Origin of the sequence: Vibrio methylphosphonaticus, assembly GCF_023634655.1 — a bacterium.
Classification (GTDB): Bacteria; Pseudomonadota; Gammaproteobacteria; order Enterobacterales; family Vibrionaceae; genus Vibrio; species Vibrio methylphosphonaticus.
In genome coordinates, this window is record NZ_JAMKMS010000017.1 from 23980 (window position 1) to 43882 (window position 19903).

Annotated in this window: 19 protein-coding genes and 2 tRNA genes; 10 read left to right on the forward strand and 11 right to left on the reverse strand. The window is 43.6% G+C overall.

Features of this window, described 5'->3' with window-relative positions:
* Positions 1 to 5 precede the first annotated feature (5 nt).
* A complete protein-coding gene (locus tag M9196_RS18025) occupies positions 6 to 404 on the forward strand; it encodes a nitrous oxide-stimulated promoter family protein (protein WP_250618969.1) in 399 nt (132 codons plus the stop codon).
* A gap of 22 nt (positions 405 to 426) precedes the next feature.
* On the opposite strand, the gene M9196_RS18030 is transcribed toward M9196_RS18025, so the two are convergent.
* Both M9196_RS18030 and M9196_RS18035 read right to left on the reverse strand, forming a co-directional pair.
* Positions 427 to 741 carry an AzlD domain-containing protein gene (locus M9196_RS18030; RefSeq protein WP_250618907.1) on the reverse strand — a complete coding sequence of 105 codons (315 nt, stop codon included), beginning with the start codon at positions 739 to 741 and terminating at the stop codon, positions 427 to 429.
* Positions 738 to 1379 carry an AzlC family ABC transporter permease gene (locus M9196_RS18035; RefSeq protein ID WP_319946367.1) on the reverse strand — a complete coding sequence of 214 codons (642 nt, stop codon included), beginning with the start codon at positions 1377 to 1379 and terminating at the stop codon, positions 738 to 740. The genes M9196_RS18030 and M9196_RS18035 overlap by 4 nt, the downstream gene beginning before the upstream one ends.
* A gap of 450 nt (positions 1380 to 1829) precedes the next feature.
* Between M9196_RS18035 and M9196_RS18040 the strand changes: the two genes are divergently transcribed.
* Positions 1830 to 2522: a hypothetical protein gene (locus tag M9196_RS18040; RefSeq protein ID WP_250618908.1), complete on the forward strand. Its 693-nt coding sequence runs from the start codon at positions 1830 to 1832 to the stop codon at positions 2520 to 2522.
* Between the two features lie 26 nt (positions 2523 to 2548).
* On the opposite strand, the gene M9196_RS18045 is transcribed toward M9196_RS18040, so the two are convergent.
* From M9196_RS18045 to M9196_RS18060, 4 genes are all read right to left on the reverse strand, one after another.
* Entirely contained in the window at positions 2549 to 3340 is a 792-nt protein-coding gene (locus M9196_RS18045; protein ID WP_250618909.1) for an EAL domain-containing protein, read from the reverse strand.
* Positions 3341 to 3651: 311 nt separating this feature from the next.
* A complete protein-coding gene (locus tag M9196_RS18050; protein ID WP_250618910.1) occupies positions 3652 to 4440 on the reverse strand; it encodes a lipase family protein in 789 nt (262 codons plus the stop codon).
* 127 nt (positions 4441 to 4567) lie between these two features.
* Positions 4568 to 5200: a hypothetical protein gene (locus M9196_RS18055; protein WP_250618911.1), complete on the reverse strand. Its 633-nt coding sequence runs from the start codon at positions 5198 to 5200 to the stop codon at positions 4568 to 4570.
* Positions 5201 to 5248: 48 nt separating this feature from the next.
* Positions 5249 to 5893 (reverse strand): helix-turn-helix domain-containing protein, encoded by a 645-nt coding sequence (locus M9196_RS18060; RefSeq protein ID WP_250618912.1) that lies wholly within the window; start codon positions 5891 to 5893, stop codon positions 5249 to 5251.
* Between the two features lie 203 nt (positions 5894 to 6096).
* Between M9196_RS18060 and M9196_RS18065 the strand changes: the two genes are divergently transcribed.
* The 6 genes from M9196_RS18065 to pulA all read left to right on the forward strand — a co-directional run bounded on the left by M9196_RS18065 (position 6097) and on the right by pulA (position 12657).
* Positions 6097 to 6330 carry a DUF2164 domain-containing protein gene (locus tag M9196_RS18065; RefSeq protein ID WP_250618971.1) on the forward strand — a complete coding sequence of 78 codons (234 nt, stop codon included), beginning with the start codon at positions 6097 to 6099 and terminating at the stop codon, positions 6328 to 6330.
* 164 nt (positions 6331 to 6494) lie between these two features.
* Positions 6495 to 7037: a cytochrome b gene (locus M9196_RS18070; protein ID WP_250618913.1), complete on the forward strand. Its 543-nt coding sequence runs from the start codon at positions 6495 to 6497 to the stop codon at positions 7035 to 7037.
* Positions 7034 to 7603: a YceI family protein gene (locus M9196_RS18075; protein WP_250618914.1), complete on the forward strand. Its 570-nt coding sequence runs from the start codon at positions 7034 to 7036 to the stop codon at positions 7601 to 7603. The genes M9196_RS18070 and M9196_RS18075 overlap by 4 nt, the downstream gene beginning before the upstream one ends.
* A 297-nt stretch (positions 7604 to 7900) precedes the next feature.
* Positions 7901 to 7987, forward strand: a tRNA-Leu gene (locus M9196_RS18080).
* 62 nt (positions 7988 to 8049) lie between these two features.
* Positions 8050 to 8123: transfer RNA gene (locus M9196_RS18085), tRNA-Cys, on the forward strand.
* A gap of 529 nt (positions 8124 to 8652) precedes the next feature.
* Positions 8653 to 12657 (forward strand): pullulanase-type alpha-1,6-glucosidase, encoded by a 4005-nt coding sequence (gene pulA / locus M9196_RS18090; RefSeq protein WP_250618915.1) that lies wholly within the window; start codon positions 8653 to 8655, stop codon positions 12655 to 12657.
* Positions 12658 to 12800: 143 nt separating this feature from the next.
* On the opposite strand, the gene M9196_RS18095 is transcribed toward pulA, so the two are convergent.
* Positions 12801 to 13121, reverse strand: a complete 321-nt coding sequence (locus tag M9196_RS18095; protein WP_250618916.1) for a heavy metal-binding domain-containing protein — start codon at positions 13119 to 13121, stop codon at positions 12801 to 12803.
* Positions 13122 to 13271: 150 nt separating this feature from the next.
* Positions 13272 to 14084 carry a phosphate ABC transporter substrate-binding protein gene (locus M9196_RS18100; protein WP_250618917.1) on the reverse strand — a complete coding sequence of 271 codons (813 nt, stop codon included), beginning with the start codon at positions 14082 to 14084 and terminating at the stop codon, positions 13272 to 13274.
* Positions 14085 to 14266: 182 nt separating this feature from the next.
* Here M9196_RS18100 and M9196_RS18105 point away from each other — a divergent pair, with 182 nt between their 5' ends.
* Complete coding sequence (locus M9196_RS18105; protein ID WP_250618918.1) at positions 14267 to 14614, forward strand: DUF3024 domain-containing protein; 348 nt, start codon at positions 14267 to 14269, stop codon at positions 14612 to 14614.
* A 94-nt stretch (positions 14615 to 14708) separates the two neighbouring features.
* On the opposite strand, the gene M9196_RS18110 is transcribed toward M9196_RS18105, so the two are convergent.
* Both M9196_RS18110 and M9196_RS18115 read right to left on the reverse strand, forming a co-directional pair.
* On the reverse strand, positions 14709 to 16136 hold the full coding sequence (locus M9196_RS18110) for a methyl-accepting chemotaxis protein (RefSeq protein ID WP_250618919.1): 1428 nt from the start codon (positions 16134 to 16136) through the stop codon (positions 14709 to 14711).
* Positions 16137 to 16290: 154 nt separating this feature from the next.
* On the reverse strand, positions 16291 to 17559 hold the full coding sequence (locus M9196_RS18115; RefSeq protein ID WP_250618920.1) for an aromatic amino acid transport family protein: 1269 nt from the start codon (positions 17557 to 17559) through the stop codon (positions 16291 to 16293).
* A gap of 607 nt (positions 17560 to 18166) precedes the next feature.
* On the opposite strand from M9196_RS18115, the gene M9196_RS18120 reads away from it, so the two are divergent.
* A complete protein-coding gene (locus M9196_RS18120) occupies positions 18167 to 19105 on the forward strand; it encodes an endonuclease/exonuclease/phosphatase family protein (protein ID WP_250618921.1) in 939 nt (312 codons plus the stop codon).
* A gap of 97 nt (positions 19106 to 19202) precedes the next feature.
* Here the strand turns inward: M9196_RS18120 and M9196_RS18125 are convergent, their stop codons facing one another.
* Complete coding sequence (locus tag M9196_RS18125) at positions 19203 to 19769, reverse strand: PhnA domain-containing protein (RefSeq protein ID WP_250618922.1); 567 nt, start codon at positions 19767 to 19769, stop codon at positions 19203 to 19205.
* Between the last annotated feature and the right edge of the window lie 134 nt (positions 19770 to 19903).

Here is a 19903-nt window from a genome sequence, read left to right on the forward strand (position 1 = left end):
TGACGATGAAATCTGAACTAAGCGTGCTGTCGGGGGAGTTGGCAACAGAGTTCAAAACGGTACAAGCGATGGTTGCGATATATTGTCGTGATCATCACCAAGACGAACGTCTTGGTGCAGGCGTGTGCGTGTCTTGTCGCGAGCTGCTTGACTACGCTGAAATGCGGTTAGATCGATGCCCTTACGGGCAGACTAAGCCAACATGTAATAAATGCCCTATTCACTGTTATAAGCCAGACCCCAAAGAACAGATGCAAGCCGTAATGCGTTATGCGGGTCCGAGGATGCTACTTCCTCATCCGCTCTTGTCTATTCGCCACCTTTTACACGAGAGAAGGGCGGTGCCCGCTAAACCAGAGGCGGGTCTATCTAATCGTTCGCTTCGCAAGCAGCGCGGTGATTAATTCTGCTATTAAGGCTCAGTCCCTAAAATACGCTGAGCTTTAATAGCAAAAAGAACGCGATACTGACGATAGTAGTTAACAACACATTGTTCGTGGCTTTAGCGCAGATGATGGCAAAAATTGCGCCTAAGCAGTATGGCAAGTTGTCACTCCAGTTAAGTTCTCCATGTGGAAGAAACACGATGGGCCCCCAAATAGCCGTGAGTACTGCAGGACTGGCGTAACTTAGAAAGCGTTTAGCGCTGGCGCTGATTCTAAGCGGCAGTTTAGGTTCCAGAAAAAGATAACGGCTGGCGAAGACAATTGACGTCAGAATTAGAATTATCGCAAAAATCATGACTTGGTTTTCCCTTCCACCACATAGCCAACACTCATCCCAACAACGCTGGCGATCACTAACCCCATTTCAACGTTCATTGTCGCTAATACAACCGCAGTCACGAGGGCTGAAAAGGTAGCGAGTAACGTCGCTAAAGATTTAATTGTTGGTATGACAATGGCAATAAATGTCGCTGCGACAGCAAACTCCAAGCCATATTGCTGTAAGTCAGGGATTTGGCTACCAACAACAAGGCCAATCATTGTGGCGACATTCCAAATCAAATAAAAGGATAACCCTGCACCGAGCGCAAACCAGCGGTTAAATTGTTGCGGAGATTGATGTCCACATAGCGCAAATAACTCATCCGTTAATAAAAAACCCAGGCCTAGACGCCATTTGAGCGGTAGAGGAGAAATCGATTCCCTCATAGATAGCCCGTACAGAAAATGTCGAGAGGTGATAAAGAATATAGTGACCATCATAGTCAGCAACGTCGCACCAGATTTAATCATTCCCATGGCAACCAGTTGAGCCGCCCCTGCAAATAATACGGCGCTCATGGCTTGGCCTTCAAAGAAGGTTAACCCAGATTCAATGGCAAAAGAGCCGGCTAAAAAGCCCCACGGAACGACCGCTAAACTTAACGGCATCATTGAAAGGCATCCTCGGAGAAATAAAGGCATTCTCTCGCTGGGTAGGGTATTTTTAGGCTTGCTCTTAGCAATATCGTTTGGCATGTCTTCCTTGTTTATTTGCTAATTCAATATAGGTGTCGTCTATTGTTTTACTGGTGATAAGGCTTACATTGCATCTACAGGGTGTATTTTCAAGGGTTGAAGTATGCCAAATGTGAATTATTTTTGTTCCCTTAACCTTGCTAGAATCACGAGCCCAACATTAGCCAGGCATTTTGTTTGAATATTCCTACTTACTTTTCATCACTTAATTATTTATTGAATCCGGTACTCTTGGGCTCAATAATTAAAACGCGGACTTATATAGCTATCGTTTTTACTTTAAGCGCGGCTACATCTTGGGCTGCAAATAATCCGCCAACAAATGATGAGGATTATGGGCGAACATTACCATTCTTCGGTGATCGTGTGCGTGATATGGGAATTACGCTACCAAAACCGGTGGGCATCTCACTGTTCACTCACCAGCAAGAAGACCTCATGAATTTAGGTGACTTTAAGATTGATGGAGAGTCTGTTGACGACCTTTTGCCGAGCGGCGGAAGTTCAACCACCAATACGACTAGCATTGTTGCGGTTCGCGGCGACGTATGGGTGCTGCCGTTTTGGGGCTTTAATGCCATGATCGGTAAAGCGGTCACGTCTTCCAATATATCCATCGGAGTCAGTGATTTTTCCAATGGTAATTTGGCTCGGCTGGAGATGAACGGCATGGCCACGACCTCTACTGTCACCGCTGTCGGAAGTACACTGGCGTACGGACACAAGAACTTTTTTGGGACCATCGATGCGCAGTATGTGTCAACGTCGGTTTCCGGTGTTGGAGTGAGCTTAGACGCGCTGGTCATTACTCCATTAGTTGGGCTAAATGTAGGCGATAGTGGTTGGCGAATTGTGATTGGTGGTCAGTATCAGGATTATCAACGTCAATTAAAAGGTAGGCTCGGCGATATTAAATTCAGCGCAACACAATCTTCGAGTCGCTGGTCAACAATGATAGGTCTGCAAAAGGGCTTTGCTGACAATTGGGAAGCGTCGTTAATGGCTCAAAGTGGAAAAACGCGTGAAGGGGTCACTTTTATGCTTGGTAAGCGCTTTTAATTCAACTAGACCAATTAAGCGATAAACTAGACGACTTGTCTAAGTCTAGGTTCAAGGGTCGTAGGCACGGCTAGGTGGAAACCTTGATAGAAATCAAAGTCTAACGACCGCATTTTTGCCAGTTGTTCGTCCGTTTCAATGCCTTCTATAACGGTTTTTGCGCCATTTTCTTTAGCCAGCGCGATGCCATCAATAAGTGGTGCTTGTTTTCCTGCGATGTAGTCCAGCAGTAACTGTCGATCAAATTTGAGAATGTTTGGACGAATGGATGCGACTCTTTCCGGATTCGATTCCTTACAGCCGAAGTCATCAATCGCGATGAGAAACTCTGCTTCGCTTAAGTGTTTTGTTGCGGAAGCCAATGTTTTTGGGCTGAATGCGGTTAATTCAACCAGTTCTACCACGACGCGCTTACAATCGATCTGAAGAGCCTTTAAGCGTGACATTAATAAGGAAGATTGCAGTCCTTCTGCGGCCAATCGCTCACTGGAGATTGGCAGGAAGTTCAGGAATAAAAGCCTTTCGCGATACTCAGACATACTGAAATTTCGAATATGGATCACGCGACTTAATCGGTCAACATTCAGTTGGTCGGATAACGGCACCTCTTTATTCTGGAAAAAAAGGTTAGGTGGTATCGGTTGGTTATCTTGGCCATACAGACGGACTAATGCCTCCATGCCGATAATCTTACCAGCCTGACAGAAAATCGGTTGAAAAACACTTTTCAGTATAAGGTCTTTATACGTTGCGACGTAGCATCCGGTATGATCGATTTTGATGCGTTGTGTAAATTGGTGTTTGTCTGTAAGTAGCATGAAAGTGATATTTGTATTCCAGGTGTTTATATAATGTCATGGGTGAAAAATAAGTCAAATTCACAGCCGCTATTGATGATGCTTGGTTGATTATAAATTTGAATGTTAACCCCGTGAAGATGATATATATATCGAAGAAATGCGGTGAGTTAAGCAATACAATTCGTTGTTTCTTCGACAATTCGATTTATAAATGGAGATATTTATTCATAAAGTAGCCAAAAGATATAAACCATTTACAATAGCTGGTTGATTTTTTGTACAAAAATAAATAATTTTATATTTGGTTAAAATATCGATATACCTCTCATTTATCGGTCATCGAAGTAATCTTTGTTACGGATGTATTTACTCATTAAATGATAGGAGAAAGGACGGATGAGCCAGGAAACGACTGAGCGGCTAAATCGAACAACTGACGGTGTATTTTCGAAAATGCGCCCATTGTAGAGCCATAACATTTTACCAACATGCCAATAAGCAAATGGTAGCGGTGGCAGAAAAGTCACGATGTCTAGGTCACAACAGATTCGATAGGTTTTATGCGCCAACTTAAAACGTTTTTTAAAACGCCAGCCTCCGATCGCTGGTTGCCCAAAGGTGACTATACGCTTAATCGATTTAGGGTGTTTCTTCTCTAGTGCATCAGCTATCACACACCCAATCGCTCCGCCAGATGAATGCCCAGTAATCGTAATTCTTTTACCACTCTCAATCAGCCCACTAGCAATCATCATGGTACGTTCAAACAGTGATAAACCGAGCACATCCAATTTGTGGCTAGGCTGACTTTCTTGATTGAGTATAAAATGAAAGCCAGCATGGATAGAGTAATCGAGTCCGAATGTTTCGCATGAACGTTGCCAAAGCGCAAAATTAAGTAGCCAATCGCTTAGGCTGTGAGAACCTTTTATAACGATAATGGCTTCTTCTTTATGCTTACTCCATAAAATTCTGACGACGGTTTTACCCGCTCGGTTAGTGACTGTTCTTTGACCGTTAGGGTCAAAGCCATACCGTGTTTGTTTAAATGTGCGAGGGTAAGCAAGATTACAGAGTACAGCGTAACGTTCATATTGATATCGTTTAAGACTTTTCATTGGTAGGCGAGGCCAGAGCTAACAGAGCGATTGCGAACATATTCTTACTATGCGAAATTCGCGTTAACCTTTAATGACAGTGAACGTGCTGGAACACTCATATGTCCAATTGCTTATTACGCCTCAGCTAGTTTTGAACAATAGCGTATAGCTGCACGTACTTTTTAAGAGAATCGCCGTGTCGGGCACGTTTAATGGGGTGAGAATATGAAATATAACGCGGTGTTGCTTGGTTGCGTGTCATCAAGCGTTCACGCAAATAACTCGGACTTTCTGCAAGTTTGACGCCTTGCTGAATATATAAATCACCGTCCTCCGGTAGCTGGTGCGTCCACCAGTGGATAATCTCTCTACTGAAGATATTACGATTCATCCAGTGGTCTGCAATAAGTACGAGTAAGTCATGAGGTTGGATGGCAAACCGATATTCAGCTTGCCATTCTTGAATTTTTTCAAGCAATCGCTCTCGACTAGATGGGCTAGCGTTGACAAAGTGATGCGTGATAACCCACACGGTGCCTTGAGAGGAAGAGACGCGATAATGTTGTGGTGCTTCTGAGCGCTTATTCAACTCAATTGACGCATATTCGCAGTGCTGATTAGCGCCAGTTTGATTCGCCACTAACCGTTTAACAAAGGCTAGAGCTAAATGGTGTTCAGTCATACCTTTATTGTGCACAGCAGGGTAATGATGAGCACATAACGTTAAACAGTCATCTTCAAATTGATTTAAGCTGTGAACAACAACATCAAGAAGCACGGTCTATTCCTTAACCTGGCTGTGTTTATTAAAACACGGCGCTTTCCACTAACTGCGCTTGGACCATGTTCCCCAACGCACCACACCAATCACTTCAATGTCGTCATCCATTACTTGATGAATGGCATTTTTAGATGTGTCATCCCCATACCAAACATGTATGACGGCACCGATTTTTACTAACGTGAAAAATTCCGGATAATCATTACCAGGTAAACGGGCAAGTACAATATCATCATTTACCCATTCCTTGCCTTGTTCGACAAGTGCAACACAGTCCCATTTATATGATAGAGCACCGGTTACCGGATATAACACCCCAAAACAGTTTTTGTGTTTTGTGGGAACTGGAATCGACCCAACAGAGTTCGCTTGCTCACCATTGAGAAGGCGTGGGACTTCTGTTTTTGAGTATACGCTGACAGTAGACGCTCCGATGTTTACCGCGTTTGTTAATGTCTGTGCGTGGGTATGCTTGTCACCAATCCCAAAACATAACCAATGAGGTTGAACCTTAAAATACTCAGCAATGAGGGCGAGATCCTCTATTGAAGGGTAAGTTCTTGTCGCGCCTTTTGTCAGATAGCGACCAATGGTTGCTTTCCCTTTCCCAATGGCTTCTGCCAGTTCGTGGTTAGTCACTCCGTGTTCTTTCAATAATTGAGTGATGCGTTCTTGATACCCTGTGTCCATGGTTCCTCCATATATTTGCACTCAGCATAGTGGTTTGGTTTCAAAAATGAAACAAGGATTCATAGATAATAGTGATAATGAGAGGTGGCGAGAATAACGAGTATGGATGGAGTGTTAAAACTTGAATCATTAAAAAACGTGTGCGTGATAGGGGATAAGATGTAACATTATGTGATACACGTTGAGTAAAAGAGAAAGGCATGATGTTTGATTCAAAGCAACGAAGTGAGATTATCATTAATTTACAACAATACTTTTCTGATGAATTAGAGCACGAGTTGGGGCAATTTGATGCGGAATTTTTATTGGATTTTCTCATCAAAAAATTGGGCCCAGCCTTTTATAATAAAGGGTTAGAGGATGCAAAAGCGATACTCGAACGTAAAGTGCTTGATATCGGCGACGAACTGTATGAAATAGAGATGCCACTAGATTGATGCTGAGCTTTTTCGTCTGTGCTTGAGTTAGTTCGAAAAAATTGAATGACTTTATCGAGTTAGCCCTATCGTTGTAATGTCAATTTAAGTAAATACTGTATCTCAAACGTTAATTAGTCATTAACATAATCAGTGATAACTAGTATCAATAGATGGAACGAAAAATGGCAACAGCTACGGTTCAAAATTATAACGTGGTCTCAAGAGTACTGCATTGGTTATCCGCCTTGGTAATCATCGGTATGTTTGCAGTCGGGCTTTGGATGGTTGATCTTACGTATTATAGCGAGTGGTATAAAACAGCGCCTCATTGGCATAAGTCTGTCGGTATACTGTTGGCTGTCACGACTGTAGTGAGGTTAGTTTGGAAGCATCTAACGCCTACTCCCCCTATTGAAGGGGCTAGCCTAGAGCAAGTTGGGGCTAAAGTGGGGCATATGATGATGTACATAGCGTTGTTTGTCATTTTCATCAGCGGTTATTTGATTTCAACGTCAGATGGTCGAGGTATCGACGTATTTGAATGGTTTACGGTTCCAGCATTAGGTGAACTATTTGCAAATCAATCTGATATTGCAGGAGAAGTTCATTTTTATGCCGCTTGGTTTGTTATTTTAGCCGCTGCAGGGCACGCATTAGCTGCCTTAAAGCATCACTTTATCAATAAAGATAATACTCTTCGAAAAATGTTAGGAGTTTCGAAATGAAAAAGACACTAATCGCTACAGGAATGGCAGTGGCAATGATGTTGCCGCTAGGTGCAAATGCCGCTGATTACGCTATTGATACAAAAGGCGCGCACGCTTCTGTGAACTTTAAGGTGAGCCATCTAGGTTATAGCTTTATTCAGGGGCGTTTCAACGACTTCTCTGGTCAATTTAGCTATGACCCGTCTAACGTTGAAGCTTCCTCAGTAGAAGTAACCGTTGACACGATGAGTCTTGATTCGAATCACGCCGAACGTGATAAACACATTCGCAGTTCCGACTTTATTGATGCTGGCAAATACAAAGATGCTGTATTCAAGAGCACCGGTGTTAAAGACAATGGCGACGGCAAGTTAGACATTATGGGTGACCTTACTCTTCATGGCGTAACTCAGCCGATAACCATCAACGCGGAGTTTATTGGTGCAGGTCAAGACCCTTGGGGTGGAGAGCGTGCTGGGTTCTACGGTACAACTCGCTTAGAGCTAGTGGACTTCAAGATTCCAGTCATGGGAGCATCAAGCTACGTTGACATGGAGTTACACATTGAAGGCGTGAAGAAGTAAGCTAGACTCACTAGCCAAAGACTTCTCTGAGAGAAACCCTGATAAACAATCAGGGTTTTTTTATGCGTTTACAGCGTTAACCAGACTCACTAATCCTTAAAACTTAAACGCCCATATCTCTCTATTATCTTACAGAGTTAAGTCGTCCGTTCATTTTTGATGGGGCTTTGCTCAGTTAGGTGGGATTTTAACCATATGATTCATAAAGTAAGAATTTACTGTTGACCCAGAATCTAATTGGGGTAAAGTACGTCTCGTCCTCACGATGAAGCGAGAGGATGATGGTGTTTGCATGTTGCCCTGGTGGTGGAATTGGTAGACACAAGGGATTTAAAATCCCTCGACGTTCGCGTTGTGCCGGTTCAAGTCCGGCCCGGGGCACCATCTCACTGTTGCAGTCACGTAGGCGAGCCTATTTGCACAGTGAACGACAACAACCAAATAAAGGCGCCTTGGCAGAGTGGCTATGCAGCGGATTGCAAATCCGTGGACCTCGGTTCGACTCCGGGAGGCGCCTCCATTTCTTAGAACTACCAGCATTTCTTAGCGATAACCTCATCTATACCCATACTTGTTTTGTACAAACCTACGATACAATTTCGTTTATACCTGCATCTATTTCTATGATTTTTCATTAAGCCTATAAATCACGCACATTCGTTTCTGGCGTAATGAGCACATTAGGGCATTGATATGACGTGTGTTCTCAATTCGCCAGAGAGTCTTGTGGTAAGTATCTTATTTTTCCCTGTAAATAAAGTGACGCCCCAACAGTGAGCTAACTCTCTCATTGCAGGCTGAAATCTACGCCTTTTATCCTCCCCCTTGAGCTCTACGCCCCAAACTTTATCCCCAAAACTGTGTGTCATAGCTCTCACAAAACGACCTATTGAAGGCGTGATTCTGTGAGAATTGTCCAATAGAGTGGTAATTTTTTTTATTACATCAAGTTTACAACGCTTCATCTCATTTTGTGGTTGTTACTGTTATTTAACATAGAGGCTGTACTGCACATCAATTTAAATAATCAATAACAATAGGTTTGCCAAGTGGACAATAAAACATTCAAATTATCGTTGGTTGCTAAAAGCTTAATTCCAATACTCTCCGTTGCTGTCATTGCAGGTTGTAATGAAAGTAGTGATACCTCCGGTGGCAATACCGGGGGAAATGCTGGCGACAATATTAGCGGTCTCTATCAAGCAGGAGATAATGAAGTTGTGGTTTATTATAAACAAGACGTGGCCGCAGCTTCAGGATCACAATATGACGGTTGGGGCTTACATTTATGGAACGGCGAAGGGTGTACGAGTACCGATCTACAAGCGATGGGGATTGATGACGGAGGCACAGATTGGGGAGAACCTAAGTTAGCGGATGGCGTCAGTGATACCTACGGCGCCTATTATGTGTTGAATGTCAATCCAGATGCTTCTGACCCACATAACTGTATGAATTTTATTTTACACAAAGGGGACGAAAAAGCGTTCGGCAGTGCAAACTCGAAAGTACAACTTAATAATCTGGATGAAAGTAAAGGATTGTTTGGTTTCCATGGTAGTAGTGAATTGTATTATGAACCGATCGCCGATCGCCCGATTGTGATTGATGGACAAAAAGCGCATTGGCTAGACGCTGATACGCTAGCGTGGGAAGCTGCGGCGAGTGCTCAGAAAGTAAAACTTTTTTATAGTGAAACAGCCTCAATCACTATGGATGAGGATAAAAATGTTGTTGGTGGCACCGTGGTAGATATGACGGTGGAAGGCGATCTATCAGATGAGCTGAAACAGCGATTTAGACACTTGGGAAGTTTAAAATCGGTCGCACTTGATGCCAGTGATGAGCAACTACGAACTATTTTAAAATCACAGATTGTCGTGGTCGCTTACAACAGTAACGATGAAGTAATGGCTGCGACAGAAGTTCAAAAACCAGGCGTGATCGATGCGGTTTTTGTTGATGAAACAACGGGCAATGCCATTAATGAAACCTTGGGTGCAATCGTAGCGGGTGACGATGCAAACTTTAAACTTTGGGCGCCAACCGCTCAGCTTGTTGAACTCGAAATCTACGACGCTGATAAAAAGCTAGAGCAAAGCGTTGAAATGACAGAAAATGTCGATACCGGTGTCTGGTCTTCGGATGTGGTTAGCGGAGTCGTGGGTAAGTTTTATCGATACAACGTTAAAGTTTATCATCCGACAACGAAAGTCATTGAAGAGCGTTTAGTAACCGACCCATATTCTGTTAGCCTTTCTGTTAATTCTCGTTACTCTCATGTGGCTGATTTAAACGATCCTGCATTGATGCCTGATGGCTGGGGAAGTGATCAGCACGTACGACCTACCGTCGAAAATGACGAAGACCACGTGCTTTATGAATCTCATATACGAGATTTTAGCTTTAGTGACACGTTAGGTTCCATGGCGTTCAATGGTAAATACATGGCGTTGACAGAGCCGTCACGCGAATCTGTCATGCATTTACAAGCGCTGAAAGATGCCGGTTTAACCACGCTACATGTTCTCCCTGCGTTCGACATCGCAACCATTGATGAAGAAAACACGGTTGATATTACCGATACCGTCGGAGATTTATGTGCTGCTTCACCGTCTGCTTCTGTGTGTGCAAGTGCAAACTCGTCACAAGTTATCGAAGATCTGTTAGAGAGTTATGACCCGACAACTGGCGATGCTCAAGCGTTAATGAATGACCTGCGCATGCTAGATAGCTTTAACTGGGGATACGACCCATATCATTACACGGTACCGGAAGGAAGCTATGCAACTGATGCAAAAGGCGCTGTCCGTATTAAAGAGTTCCGTGAAATGGTTAAAGCATCTCATGATATGGGGCTGAAGCTCGTCATGGATGTGGTGTATAACCACACTAACGCATCAGGTGTGAATGATAAATCTGTTCTGGATAAAATCGTCCCAGGGTATTACCACCGACTAAATGTGAATACGGGCGGCGTAGAAAATTCAACTTGTTGTGATAATACCGCGACAGAGAACCTTATGATGGGTAAGTTGATGGTAGATTCGCTGAAAGTATGGGCGGATGACTACAAAGTTGATGGCTTCCGCTTTGACTTAATGGGGCATCAACCTGCTTCTGTCATGGTACAGGCTTTGGAAGAAGTACGCGCAATCGACTCTAATACCTTATTTTATGGTGAAGGGTGGGACTTTGGTGAAGTGGCAAATAATGCGCGCTTTGATCAAGCAAACCAGATAAATATGGCGGGTACTGGAATTGGTACGTTCTCAGACAGACTTCGTGATGCCGTGCGAGGCGGAAGCCCGTTTGATGGTGGACAGAATAGCGATGGTCAACATCCTCTTCGATTTAATCAAGGTTTTGGTAATGCCGCGTATATTAATGAAGAAGTGACCAGCTCCCAAGAAACAACGGATGCGATGCTTCATAACCAAGATATTGTCCGTTTAGGCATGGCAGGTAATCTAGCCGACTATGTTTTGCTTGATTACACGGGCAGCACAAAGACGGGTAAAGATGTGGACTATAACGGTGCTCCAGCCGGATATACTAAATTCCCATCAGAAAACATTTCTTACGTATCTAAGCACGATAACCAAACTTTATGGGATAACAATGCCTATAAGATTGCTACCGGTACGTCGTCTGCTGATAGAGCGCGTATGCAAAGTGTTTCCCTTTCTACCGTCATGTTAGGGCAGGGGATACCGTTCATTCATATGGGGTCTGAATTGCTACGTTCTAAGTCAATGCAGCGCGACTCTTATGATTCAGGTGACTGGTATAACCGAGTTCGTTTTGATGGTTCAGATAATAACTGGAATGTAGGATTACCACGAGAAGACAAAGATGGGGCTAACTGGGGACTAATAAAAACCATCGTTGCGGATTCCTCTGCTCAGCCAGATGCGGATGATATTGCACTGACAAAAGCTCAATTTTTGGAGCTGCTCACCATTCGTAGTGAAAGCCCGTTGTTTAGATTGGACAGTGCATCAGAAGTGATGAACCGCGTCGATTTTAAAAATGTCGGCACGAATCAAACACAAGGTTTGATTGTAATGACCATTGATGATGGGACCGGAGCGGGGGCTGACTTAGATAACCAATATGACGCTATTGTTGTTGTGATTAACTCCACGTCAACTGGACAGGATTTCCCAATAGCAGGAATTGAAGGGTTTGAACTGCACAGCGTTCAGAAAAATTCAGCGGATGTAACGGTTCAATCGGCGTCATTTAATGAAGGACTCTTTTCAGTACCTGCATTAACCACTGCCATTTTTGTACAACCACAAATGGGTGCTCAAGGTGACGGCCTGCCGGTTGATATGTCGAATAAGGACGTTGATGCCATTCCTCCTTTTGGGGATACGACGGTCTACGTGAAAGGCAGCATGAATGGTTGGGGCGATAGCAGTGAATGGGCAATGAAGTTTGTGGGTAGCGGTTTGTACCAACTTTCAGCAACCTTAGAGGCGGGTACACATGAGTTTAAATTTGCAGACTCTAGTTGGAGTGCACCCAACGTAAGTTGTGATTCAGCAGACTTAGGTGCAGGGTCTTTACCACTTGGTGAAAGCACTAACTGTTCGCTGACAGTTGATGAGACAGGCAAATACAATTTTGTATTGGATGCACGCTATATGCAAGATGACAGTGTAACCAAGCCTATCGTGACGGTGACGAAATCGACGGATATCCCAACATTTGGCGATACCGACCTTTATCTAAGAGGAACGATCACTACTTGGGATACCCCTGCGGAAGACTCTAATGCTAAATTTAGCTATGTCGCGAATGATGTCTATGCCTTAACTATCGCGCTAGATGTTGGTAGTTATGAGATGAAAATCGCCGATGCGGGTTGGGCGGCTGGCACCAATTTTGGAGCGGCGGGTAGCCTGGAATTTGCCACTGCTGTCACTATGGCGGTGGGCGGTGATAGTCCAAACTTAGGTGTGACCGTCGCTGAGGCTGGTAATTACCGTTTTGAATTAAACGCGGCAACGACAACGGCACCAGTGCTAACCGTGACTACACAGTAATTGCTTTATCATTAAAGCGGTGAAATAAAATAGGCAGCAAAATAACGATTTTGCTGCCTATTTATTTGTTTGATGAGAAGAAAAACAGTGTATTTCGATTAGTATTGGTTCTATGAATCAGCGAACACCTCGACACTTAGGCATTAATCTACCACGACCGCCGTTCCGCTTGCGGATACCATTAACATACCATTTCCCGAGCCAAGCACTTCATAATCCAAATCAATACCCACTACCGCATTTGCACCGAGATCTTGTGCTTTTTCTTGCAGTTCTTTTAGTGCAATTTCGCGAGCGCGTTGCAGCTCTCTTTCGTAGGTGCCTGACCGCCCTCCAACAATATCGCGTAAACCAGCAAACATATCCTTGAACACATTGGCACCCAAAATAGCTTCACCAGCAATAACACCTTTGTAAGCGACAATTCTTTTTCCTTCAATGCTTTGAGTTGTTGTCGTAATCATGAAAACGCTCCTAAGTTGAACAATAGCGAATTAAATTACAACATAGCAGGTCACATAGAGATATGAAATAACGCCGGCGTCTATTTTTGAAAGCCAATAAAAAGGAGAGCATAGCTCTCCTGATGTTTGAATGTAAAAATACTTAGGTGGTTATTTAATAGGTGTATACCCGTATTCGGCTATCAACGCTTGCCCACTGTCAGAAAGCACGTACTTAATAAATTTATCTGCGTTATCGTCTATGTCGTCTTTTTTATGTAGAAGTAGGAAAGGACGCGCTAATTTGTATTTTCCTTGGGCGATGTTCTCAGTAGACGCCTCAACTCCTTCAAATTGAATTGCTTTAATGGAGCGATCGACAGAACCTTCAGAAATGAATCCAATAGCATGTGGGTTGTGATTCACGATGGTTTTTACCATGCTATTGCTGTTTACCACTAAATTAGTTGGGTTGATATCAGAAACGACGCGATCATTCACGACGCGAGTTAACCCTAGTAGGCTTTCAAAACTATAGCGTGTACCTGAAGACGCTTCGCGAGTGACAACTGCAATCACTTTATCTTCTCCACCGACTTGCTTCCAATTCGTGATTTTGCCTTTGTAAATATCAAACACTTGTTCGCTTGAAAGATTAAGCACTGGGTTGGTGATGTTAACGACAATGGCTAAACCGTCATAAGCGATCGGAAACACATCTAAGGTTTCACTGCTCTCTCGCTCGGTTAAGAAGCGACTGCTCATACCTATATCGGCGACACCCTTTTCAACCAGGGTAATACCCGCCGTTGAGCCTATACCTTGAACAGCAACGAACGTGTCTTTATGAGAAGTATTGTATTGTTCAGCCAGCACATCCATTACACGTGCGACCGATGTAGAGCCAGAAATATTCACTTCTTCAGCATAAGAAAAGGAAGTGGCTGAGATTGAAATCAGGGCGGCAATAGCGACGCGTAGCATAGAATAACTCCATATAAAGTAACGATTCGACACATCATATGTCGTTTGTATGACACTTTTGTGATTAAGGTAAAGAACTCGGCATTCGGTCATTATATTTATCTACATCGAGATTGGGGTTCTAACAAAATAATCAAAAAGCGGTTATATTTAATGACAGTGAGATAGAAAGGTGGGAGTGTATGACACTAATTCAAATGTCCCAATGTCGGCTGGAACGCTGTGCTGAAATGGTATGCATGAACCGGAATAAAAGTATCCCGGTAGAGCTTGGAAAGTCGTTATTTGAAACAATCCCTAACGGCGTGTTGTTCTCTAATGCCCATTACTTGCTCGATTCGACGTTTTCAGATTATACCAATTCAGTGGCTAAAGTTGAGTTTGATAGTTTTGAAAAATCGTGGCATCTATCGATCCCATCCGAAGATGATGAGTCACAATGGATCCCATATCCATTTTTATCTCAAAGCCGCGACCTTACGGCAATTATGCGTGAGATTGAAAAAGATCCCAAAGCTTACTTCTGGTGATATTCATGCTTAGCATGTTAAATATGCAGGCATAAGCATAAAAAAGGAGAGCGCTGGCTCTCCTTTTTATTCAAAATTATTTCAAATAAAACAACTAGGTACGGTATCTGACAAGCACCTCATTAAGCGAACGTGAAGCTTCGGATAACGTCGCTATCGATCCTTCGCTTTGTTGTGCAATTTCTCTAATTGTCGCAGACTGCGTGCGGATGTCACTGAGTTCACTGGCAATACTTGAGGCAACAGAGCTTTGCTCAGTCGCAGAAGTGGAAATTTGAGTGCTCATATCCATCACGGCCTGGGCTGAATTAGAAATCGAGTTGATATCAAGACCAATATCGGAAATAAGCGCACTGCTTGAGTGAGCTTGTTCTACGGTTTGTTGTGTAATCGACGCAATATTGTGGCTCTCAGATTGTAGCTTTTCGATCATAGTCTGAATTTCTACAGTGGCAGCTTGAGTTCTGCTTGCGAGCGTACGAACCTCATCGGCAACTACCGCAAAACCACGACCTTGCTCACCCGCTCGCGCTGCTTCTATCGCGGCGTTGAGCGCGAGTAAGTTGGTTTGTTCGGAGATGGCATTAATGGTGGTAATCACTTCATTAATTTGTGTTGTATTTTCTGTAAGTGCAGACACAGAGTGAGAGGCTTCTTGGATGAAATTAGACAGTTGGTTGATATCGCCAATAGCTTGCTGTACTCGTTGATAGCTTTGTTCAACTTGCTTTGCGTCGTCTTCTGCTTGTTGGTTAGACTGTTGAGAAATGTTAGACACTTCCTGCGAAGATGCTGTCATCTCTTCCATCGCGGTAGCAACTGAATCAAGAGAAGAATACTGGCTGCTTATCTGGCTGTTACTTCGAGCGATCTCTGAATGAAATAGCGTTGACGTTTGTTCAAGGCTCGTTGCAGAAGATTTAACAGTGACGACAAGTTCGGTTAGCGTGTCCATCGCGGTATCAAGTGCTACACCAATCGAGCCAAATTCATCTCTACCCGCGACAAAGTTCAAGCGAGAGGTGAGATCGCCATCGCCGATTTTTTTTGTGGTCGCATAAAGTGTCCAAAGTGCACCGCCTAAGAATGTGGTTAGCCAATAAGCGAAAATACCAAACGGCACTACCCAAAGGGAAGTGAGGGCGAGGGAGGTGAATGCGTTAGATTTTGCGGTCTCAATAATAGCGGTTGCTGAGTGATGCAAACGATAGAGTTTACCATCGTCAGAACGGACAACGGCTTGTACCGTTCCGTTATTAATCGTGCTTGATTGGGCGGATGCAGGAGTGACCCCTAGGCTACGAAGCGCCTCAGGATTTGATGTGGCTTCAAGGTAACCCTGTAAGCGCGCCTCTACAGAAGTAATCGCGAGTTGCTCTGCGTGATTGATGGTATCTTTATATCGGCTTGCCGCTGTAAAGGACAAGGCAATAAAAAACAGGGCAAAAAGCACCCACATTTTATCGCTAATCGACATTTTAATAAAGATTGAGTCGATTTTTCTAAACTGAACTTCTCTCATAGAGACTCCGCTGCTTTCTTATAATTAGTTTGAATAGACAAATGAACAAGAGGCCTTCTAGTGAAGACCTCTTGTTCTACATGCTATCTATGTTATCGACGGAAATGTAATTACTTGAGAGCTTTTACACTGTAACTGTGATTTAAATCGTTATTTATAAGCTCGGTAACAAGTTGACCGAAATCAGTACTTGAGACAGCACGATAAGTAGGCCGATAGCGAAAGAGAGGTTGAGAGCCAATTGACCACCAGCGACGACATAGTTTTGCTCATTCATTGGTGTTGTTTTACGTACTTTCTTTATCATTGCGACTGGCAAAAATATTGCGAGTGTCGCGAGCGCTATAGCGGCATAACCTAGCGCCGTGATAAAGCCTTGTGGGTAGAACAATGCAAAACAAAGGGGTGGAAGAAAGGTCACTAGCGCTGCGACAACACGCTGCTTTGTCGTCAGTGAGCCCACTTCTATGCTTGCGTCTTGATTACTAACTTGAGAGTTGGCTTGTTTAGACGCCGTATTATAACGGCTGCCGAGATCTCTAAGGTACTCAAACAAGCCTAAGCTTACGCCTAAGAAAGACGTCATTAATGCAAGGTCTGCGAATACGCCGATGACCGTTGCTAACTTATCGACATGCACTGTTTGGGCAAGCGCTGCGATGAGGTTACTGAGGCCAGAGTTATCCAGTAAGTTATTTTGACTTACCACCCCAAGAGTGACTACCTGCCAGAAAACGTAAATAATCAGTGGAAGACTCGATCCAATCATGATCGCTTTGCGTAGTGAGCGAGTGTCGCCTTTAAGGTAGTTTACAATTGCAGGAATACTGCCGTGGAATCCAAACGAAGTGAAAATGACCGGAATTGCCGCAAGGATCAACCCTTGCTGTACTGGCATACTGAGTAAGTAAGAGTGAGTCACGCTTGGCGCTAAAAGAAACAGTACGCCACCCATAGCAAGGAGCTTAATGGTAAACAGTACTCGATTGAGTTTATCAACAGCATGTGTCCCTAGAGCCACGGTTAGCGCAACAAGAAAGGTGAAAATAAGCGTAGCAGCGGTATTTGATAGGTCGATACCTAAGATCATATCCACGCGTTCACGAAATTGACCGCCACCACCAGCAATATAAGCCGCGCACAATGCATAAAACAAAACGAGCATAGCAACACTCGCAATATATTGTCCTTTCTTACCTAAAATTTGTTTTGCTAACGTGTGTAAAGTCGCAGAGTGATCGGCATGTTGGTGAAGTTCAACCATTAGCAGCGCGGTATAAGCCATTAGCGCCCAAAGGCTCATCATAATGATTAAGGATGTGCCAAATCCGATACCAGCAGAGGCGATAGGTAGCGCCAGCATGCCTGCGCCGATAGTCGTACCTGCAATAATGAGTGTGCTTCCAATGACTTTTGATTTCATGTAAATTTTTCTTTACGTTATGGCTATCTAAAGTCTTACTGACTGGTCGCCTGCTAGGTTTAGAGCGCTTTAATCTGGGTTGATAGTGATTATGTAGATAATTAAATGCCAAAACAAGCAAAATGTAATATTTTTTATTTACTAGTGTAATGCTTTGTTTACAGCTCGAGGTTATTGAGTGATAAACAGACGATGCAATCGATTAACAATGAGATACATCAAATATTGTGTATTAATATTTGGGTTTAATTGGAACGTCATATAATTTAGGTAAAACTCAATGATGAGTGCCCAAACGGAGATAGCGGTTCACCTTGGGCTAAGAAGGAAAATAATTATGGAAACAACTACGCATGAAGATGCACTTGAGTGGATGGACGCAATGGAGGTCGGAATTATTCTATCTGATTATCGAGAATGCGAACACTCAGAAGAGACACCCTCTTAACTTATTGGCACTGTAACGGTGCCTTAAGTGTCTCATTACTTAAACTACCAACTCATCTTTATCTAACTCGACAGATTCAACCCCGCCTCTTTCACGTTTTACGCATTCGACATCTAGACTTAAACCTCACAAACAGTTTTCTAGGAGTTAGATGTCTCTATGTGGATCGTTGTTATCACACTTCCTACGATGTTAGGTTTATGCGCTTACTATCTAACTAATCAATGGGCGTTGGAAAATGCGGCGGCATTTATCATTATACTGCCGGTTTTTTATTTAGCGGTTGCGTTTGCTTTACTTGTATTCAAGCGCCGTAACAAAGCCAGTGTATGCGTATTACTCATGCTAGCGTGGCTTATACCAGTGAGTCCTATGGGATTTACGAGCACTCATGTATGTAGTGGGCAAGAAATCTCAGTGTTGCAATACAACGTGTACTACGATAATCATCAACTTGATTCGTTTATTCAGTACGTGCGTAAAACGACGCCGGCTATTTTGATACTACAGGAGGTCTCACCGACACACGGTGAGCAGCTTAAGGAGCTCACTGCGTTATATCCTTACCAATATGGTGGACAGAGGCGCGTAGGTTACCCAAGTGGTCAAATGATTTTGAGTCAGAATCCGTTATATGGTCGAAACGTCGTGGCATCACGATCTGGTCACCGCATATTAAAAGTGATTTGGCGGGCAACAGAAGATAAGGATATTTATCTTATCGCCGCGCATCCACCGTCACCGAGAACAAAGCAATTGTGGATTGAACGAAATGAAGTTATCAATGATGTCATGATGGAGGCGCAGCGTTCACCCTTAGATACCACGTTGGTAGTGGGTGACTTTAATTTGTCGAGCACAACCGCGCGGTTTGCGGCATTGATGCCTGGCTTTCAAACTCAACCGATTGCGAGTTGGCCTTCGTTTATAAAGCGTTGGTTACTTCCGTTTCAGCCCGTTGTTGCTATTGACCATCTTTGGGTCAAGGGGCCAAGCATTAATACTCAAATTTGCCAACGTCAGGCGATCACGCAAATAGGGGGCTCTGACCATGTCGCCATTCGCACAGACTTACATTTAGAGTCAACACTAGAGTAAGAACATTGGGCTTTGGTGAGCAGTACTGAGATTAACGCTACCACTGAAATCAAAAAAAGCGCCATAAGGCGCTTTTTTAGTTGTGATGAGAAATTAATTATTTCTTACGGCAATATTCACAACGTAGCCACATAGACTGACCTTCGACTTTTCCTGAGAAAAGTTCTGGGTCATCTTGTGCAAGACCGATGTTTCGTACCATCGTACCAATTTTAACAACCATTGAAGACCCCTTTACTGGAAGGTCTTTAATGATAGTGACGGTGTCACCTTTTTGTAATGGTGCGCCGTGGCAATCAACGTGTTTAAGACCATCATTTTCAAGACCAGTTTCAGCCCATGTCTTAGTCTCTTCTTCCATGTACATCATGTCGAGAAGGTCTTGTGCCCAGCCTTCAGCTGATAGGCGGTGTAATTGACGGAATGCGACTACTTGAACAGGAGCCACTTGGCTCCACATGCTGTCATTTAAGCAGCGCCAGTGGTTAACGTCCATTGACTCTGGGTTTTCAATTTGGCTTGAACAGGTTTCACAAAGCATGATGGCGTGATCAACGGTCACGTGTGAGTGCGGTGCGACAACAAACGGAGAGAGTGGCGTCTCAGCCGCACATAGTTCACATTTATTTCCACAGCGCTCTAGCATCGTTGCTTCAGTAGACATACTTAACCCTTATTTTGGTGAGATCGGGCGAAAGCCTCGTCCGATGGTTATTCTGTGGTACTTAATTTTAGTATCACCGGATTGATAGCCGCGCATTATACATGGTTTTAGCGAAAAGTGTGATATAGAAACGG